The following is a 6,081-nucleotide window of genomic DNA, read 5'->3' as shown; positions in this document are numbered from 1 at the left end:
GCGCGGGCGCAACTCGGCCATGGCGGCGGCCAGCGCCTCGGCCCGGCGCTCCCCGGCCTGCAGGCGCAGCCGCTCGGTGGCGAGCGTCTCCTCCTCCCCCGGCACGGGTTTCAGCGCGTCGAGCTCGGCGGCGGCGTGGCGGAGAAACTCCTCCTCGCGCGCGGCCTCGGCGATCCGGCGCTCCGCCTCCGCCAGCCGCTCCGCCGTCTCCCGCCAGGCGGCGTGGGCGGCGGCCACCCCGGCGCGCGCCGCCGCCGCCACGCCAAAGGCGTCAAGCAGCGCGAGATGCCGGGCGGAATCGGCCAGCCCGACCTGCTCATGCTGGCCCTGCACCTCGATAAGCTGGCCGGCGAGGCGGCGGAGAAACCCCACGCTCACCGGCTGGTCGTTGACCAGGGCGCGGGAGCGCCCGTCCCGGGCGAGGATGCGCCGCAGCAGCACGTCGCCGCCCGCCTCCAGCCCCTGCTCGGCCAGCACGGCGTGCACGCCATGGCCGGGGGGGACCGCGAAACTCGCCACCACCACCGCCTGCTCCGCCCCGGCGCGGATCAGCCCGGTATCGGCGCGCGCCCCCAAAGCGAGGCCGAGACTGTCCAGTAGAATGGATTTGCCCGCCCCGGTCTCGCCGGTCAGCGCCGTCAGCCCGGCGGAAAAATGAAGATCGAGCCGCTCGATCAGCACCACGTCGCGGATCGAGAGGCCGGTCAGCATCGCCGTGCCGGAGGGGCCATTATTGCGGCTTCGGCTGGGCCGGCGGGGCCACCGCGTCGCTATTGGCGGCGGCCTGGTCGGCCTGGGCCGTCAGCCCGTGCGATTTCAGCCGGCTGAAGGCGGCCTTGTACCAGGGGCTGCCGGGGTAATTATACCCCAGCACCGAGGCGGTGCGGATCGCCGCCTCCGGCAGGCCGAGATCGAGATACACCTCCACCATGCGCTCCAGGGCCTCCGGCGCCAGGGTGGTGGTCTGGTAGGTATTGGCCACGTCCTGATACCGGCCGATGGCGGCGGCATAGAGATGCTGCTTCTCGTAATAACGGCCGATCACCATGTCATGCCCGGCGAGGCGGTTATAGGCGAGGCGCAGCTTCATGCGGCAATCGCGGGCATAGGCGGTGTCGGGGAAGCGGGTGACCACATCCTGCAAGGCCTGGATCGCCTCGTAGGTGGAGGTCTGGTCGCGCTGCACATCCTCGATCTGCTCGTAATAACAGAGCGCCCGCAGATAATAGGCGTAGGCGACTTCCTCATTCTCGGGGTGGAGCTGGATGAAGCGGTTCAGCGTGCTGAGCGCGTCATCGTAATTCATCTGCTTATATTGGGAGTAGCCTTGCAGGATTTCCGCATGGGTGGACCAGGTGGAGTAGGGATAGGTCTCCTGGAGCGCCTCGAAATCCTTCACCGCCATGTCGTATTTGCCCTTCTGCATCTGGCTGACGGCGACGGCATAGGCCTGGTCCGGCGGCGGCACGGTGCCGTTGGCGAAGTCCCCCAGGGCGGTGTTTTTATGGGAGGATGAGCAGGCGCCCAGGGCGAGGCCGAGGGCGAGCGGCAGCAGGCGGGCGAGGCCGGGGCGCGAATGGATCATTGCGTCTGGCTTATAGCAGTTAATCCGCGAACATGAAGCCTGCGCGGCGGCGGAAGCAAGCGGCGGTTTTGCTTGACTTTGCCGCCGCCCGGCCTAAATGACCTCATCGCCAACCGGACATGCCCGGCCTCGCCCGGGCTGATCTAGCCGTTGCAGCCGCCGCGCCGTCGCGCCCGGCCTGCCGCGCCGACCCTCCGGGCCAGACGGCCCGTTTTTTAAGGACACACCCAGCCACATGGCTTCTCCCTCCCCTGCCCTGCGTCATTCCGACGCCCCCGCCTATACTGGCGGCGATGATTTCGCCGCCCTTCTTGATTCCTCCCTCGGCGGCGACGCCGGATTTGAAGGCTCCGTCGTCTCCGGCCGTGTGCTGCGCATCGACGATGATTACGTGATCGTCGATGTCGGCCTCAAATCAGAGGGCCGCGTGCCGCTGCGCGAATTCGCCCCCGTCGGCGCCAAGCCCGAGGTGCAGCCCGGCGATGTCTACGATCTGTTCATCGAGCGCTACGAGGACAAGGATGGCTCGATGGTCCTCTCCCGCGAGAAGGCGCGGCGCGAGGAAAGCTGGACCCAGCTGGAAAAGGCGTTCGAGGCCCAGGCCCGCGTCACCGGCGTCATCCATGGCCGCGTCAAGGGCGGCTTCACCGTGGATCTCGGCGGCGCCACCGCCTTCCTGCCCGGCTCGCAGGTGGATATCCGCCCGGTGCGCGACGTCGCCCCGTTGATGGGCGTGCCCCAGCCCTTCCAGATTCTCAAAATGGACCGCCAGCGCGGCAACATCGTCGTCTCCCGCCGCGCGGTGCTGGAGGAGACCCGCGCCGAGCAGCGCTCCGAGCTGATCACCGGGCTGAAGGAAGGCCAGATCCTCGACGGCGTGGTGAAGAACATCACCGATTACGGCGCCTTCGTGGATCTCGGCGGCGTGGACGGCCTGCTCCATGTCACCGACATCGCCTGGCGGCGCATCAACCACCCGGCGGAGGCTCTCACCATCGGCCAGCCGGTGAAGGTGCAGGTCATCCGCTTCAACGCCGACACGCAGCGCATCTCGCTGGGCATGAAGCAGCTCGAGGCCGACCCGTGGGAGGGCGTGGAGGTCAAATACCCGCCCGGCATCAAGGTCACCGGCCGCGTCACCAACATCACCGATTACGGCGCCTTCGTCGAGCTGGAGCCGGGGGTGGAGGGGCTGGTGCATGTCTCCGAGATGTCCTGGACCAAGAAGAACGCCCATCCCGGCAAGATCGTCTCCACCTCCCAGGAGGTCGAGGTTGTGGTGCTGGACGTGGACGCCTCCAAGCGCCGCATCTCGCTGGGGCTGAAACAGGTTCAGCGCAACCCCTGGGAGCAGTTCCAGGACGAGCACCCGATCGGCTCCATCGTCGAGGGCGAGATCCGCAACATCACCGAGTTCGGGCTGTTCATCGCCGTCGGCCCGGAGATCGACGGCATGATCCACATGTCCGACCTCTCCTGGGAAGAGACCGGCGAGCAAGCGATCGCCAAATACAGCAAGGGCGAGATCGTCAAGGCCAAGGTGCTGGATGTGGATGTCGAGAAGGAGCGCATCTCGCTGGGCATCAAGCAGCTCGAGGTCGATCCGGCGGCGGGCGTGCTCGACCGCATCCACAAGAACCAGATCGTGACCTGCGTGGTCACCGCCGTGCAGAGCAACGGCATCGAGGTGAAGGTGGACGACGTGCTGACCGGCTTCATCCGCCGGGCGGAGCTGGCGCGCGACAAGGCCGAGCAGCGGCCCGAGCGCTTCGCCGTGGGCGACAAGGTGGACGCCAAGATCACCGCCGTGGACCGGGCCGCCCGCAAGCTGAGCCTGACCATCAAGGGCAAGGAGATCGACGAGGACAAGCAGGCGATCTCCGATTACGGCTCCTCGGATTCGGGCGCCTCGCTGGGTGATATTCTCGGCGCGGCCATCCGCCGCCGCAACCAGCAGGTGGAGGAGTAATCCGCCTCCGCCGCGGGCGATCCCGGCACGAGAAAACCCGGCGGGGCGACCCGCCGGGTTTTTTATGGTTCTGATCGATCGAATCTTCTTATGAGAAGACCCGAACCAATAAATCGAGCTTAACGGTTCTTCAGTTGCATTTGGACCAGCCGCAATGCAGGCAGCTCAGGCACCCGGCCTCGCGCACCAGCCCGGGCTGGCTGCATTTGGGGCACAGGCTGGCGGCCAGCGGCGCGGCGGGCGGCGGGGTGACGCCGGGAGGCGGCGGCCGGTCCTCCGGCCAGGTGAGAAAACCCGTCTCGATCATATGGCGCTCGATCACATCGCCGATCGCCGCGACCAGGGAGGGCACGTAGCGCCCGCCGCTCCACTGGCCGCCGCGCGGGTCGAAGACCTGCTTCAGCTCCTCCGCGACGAAGGCGACCTCGCCGCCGCGGCGGAACACGGCGGAGATCATCCGCGTCAGCGCCACCACCCAGGCGTAATGCTCCAGGTTTTTGGAATTGACGAAGATCTCGAAGGGGCGGCGCACGCCATCCTGCTCGATATCGTTGATGGTGACGTACATGGCGTGCTCGCTATCCGGCCAGCGCAGCTTATAGGTGGCGCCCAGCAGCCGCTCGCCCCGGCTGAGCAACCCGCCTTGCGCCTCGCTGGCCGGCCTGGCGGGCGGGGCGGCGGGCGCGACCGAGAGGACCGAACCGGTGACCTCGTTGGGACGGTAGGTGGTGCAGCCCTTGCAGCCGCTGCGATAGGCGTCGAGATACACGGCCTGGAACGCCTCGAAGCTGATATCGGCGGGGACGTTGACGGTTTTGGAGATGGCGCTGTCGACATGGCGCTGCACCGCCGCCTGCATGCGCACATGCTCGGCCGGGGTCAGCTCCTGGGCGGTGACGAAATAATCCGGCAGGGCGACATCCGCGCCGAAGCGGGCGCGATAGAGGCGCAGGGCGTAATCCGTCACCTCCTCCTCGCGGCGGGTGCCGTCGCGCTGGAGCACCTTGCGGGTATAGGCGAGGGCGAAGACCGGCTCCACCCCGCTGGAAATATTATCCGCGAGCAAGGAGATGGTGCCGGTGGGGGCGATGGAGGTGAGCAGGGCGTTGCGGATGCCATGGCGGGCGATGGCGGCGCGCACATCCTCATCCAGCCCGGCCACCGTCTCCCCGGCCAGATATTTGTCGCGGTCGAAAAGCGGGAAGGCGCCCTTCTCGGCGGCGAGTTCCGTGGAGGCGAGATAGGCGGCGCGCTCGATCTGCCGCGCCCATTCCCCGGCCTGGGCGGCGGCCCTCTCGCTGCCATAGCGCAGCCCGCACATGATCAGCGCATCCGCCAGCCCGGTCATGCCGAGGCCGACGCGGCGCTTGGCCATCGCCTCCTGGCGCTGGCGCTCGAGCGGAAAGCCGGAGGCGTCGATGGTATCGTCCATCATGCGGATGGCGGTGGCGGCCAGGGCGGCCAGCTCCTCCGGGTCGATATGCGCGCCGGGCTCGAAGGGCTGGCGCACCAGCCGGGCGAGGTTGATGGAGCCGAGCAGGCAGGCCCCGTAAGGCGGCAGGGGCTGCTCGCCGCACGGGTTGGTGGCGTGGATGGTCTCGCAATAATAGAGGTTGTTGCGCTTGTTGATCCGGTCGATGAAGATCACCCCCGGCTCGGCATATTCATAGGTGGCGCGGGTGATTCTGTCCCATAAATCGCGGGCGGGCAGGGTGCGGTAGGTTTTGCCGCCGAAAACGAGATCCCAGGGCTGGTCCGCCTCCACCGCGCGCATGAAGGGGTCGGTGACCAGCACGGAGAGATTGAAGTTGCGCAGCCGCCCCTTCTCGCGCTTGGCGGCGATGAAGGCCTCGATATCGGGATGGTCGCAGCGCATCGTCGCCATCATCGCCCCGCGCCGCGCCCCCGCCGACATGATGGTGCGGCACATGGAATCCCACACATCCATGAAGGAGAGCGGGCCGGAGGCGTCCGCGCCGACGCCGCGCACCAGCGCCCCCTTCGGCCGCAGGGAGGAGAAATCATAGCCGATGCCGCCGCCCTGCTGCATGGTGAGCGCTGCCTCGCGCAGATGGGCGAAGATTTGGCCGAGATCATCCTCGATCTCGCCCATCACGAAGCAGTTGAACAACGTGACCCGGCGGGCGGTGCCCGCCCCGGAGAGAATCCGCCCGGCGGGGATGAAGCGGAACGCCTCCAGCGCCTCGTAGAAGCGCGGCTCCCAGCGGGAGGGCTCGGCCTCCACCTCCGCCAGGGCGCGGGCGACGCGGCGCCAACTATCCTCCAGGGTGAGGTCGAGGGGGAGCCCATTCTCGTCCTTCAGCCGATATTTGGCGTCCCAGATCTGGGCCGAGATCGGCGCCAGCCGCTCCAGCGCGGGGGAATGGGCGGCGGTGAAACCGGCGGGGAGGTCCATGGGCGATGCTCCGCTAGGGGGGACTCGGGGGAGAACGGCAGCATACCAAGCTCGCCTTGCCCACGCCACCGCGGCGTGAAACCGGGGTGATTTGCGGCCCTTTGGTCCGGC

Annotated in this window: 4 protein-coding genes; 1 reads left to right on the top strand and 3 read right to left on the bottom strand. The window is 67.9% G+C overall.

Annotated elements, in window-relative coordinates; all coding sequences use genetic code 11:
* A partial coding sequence (locus M7H45_RS07345) for an AAA family ATPase (RefSeq protein WP_298215683.1) occupies window positions 1-711 on the bottom strand: 711 nt, incomplete at its 3' end.
* 19 nt (window positions 712-730) lie between these two features.
* On the bottom strand, window positions 731-1,585 hold the full coding sequence (locus M7H45_RS07340; protein ID WP_298215681.1) for an outer membrane protein assembly factor BamD: 855 nt from the start codon (window positions 1,583-1,585) through the stop codon (window positions 731-733).
* Window positions 1,586-1,820: 235 nt separating this feature from the next.
* Between M7H45_RS07340 and rpsA the strand changes: the two genes are divergently transcribed.
* Window positions 1,821-3,554, top strand: coding sequence for a 30S ribosomal protein S1 (gene rpsA / locus M7H45_RS07335; RefSeq protein ID WP_298215680.1), 1,734 nt, complete (start codon window positions 1,821-1,823; stop codon window positions 3,552-3,554).
* Window positions 3,555-3,684: 130 nt separating this feature from the next.
* Here rpsA and M7H45_RS07330 read toward each other — a convergent pair whose 3' ends face one another.
* On the bottom strand, window positions 3,685-5,970 hold the full coding sequence (locus M7H45_RS07330) for an adenosylcobalamin-dependent ribonucleoside-diphosphate reductase (RefSeq protein ID WP_298215678.1): 2,286 nt from the start codon (window positions 5,968-5,970) through the stop codon (window positions 3,685-3,687).
* Window positions 5,971-6,081: the final 111 nt, after the last annotated feature.

Origin of the sequence: Acidocella sp. (assembly GCF_027352905.1) — a bacterium.
GTDB lineage: Bacteria > Pseudomonadota > Alphaproteobacteria > Acetobacterales > Acetobacteraceae > Acidocella.
Note: the sequence above shows the minus strand (reverse complement) of the source record. Positions and strands in the feature narration are given on the sequence as shown.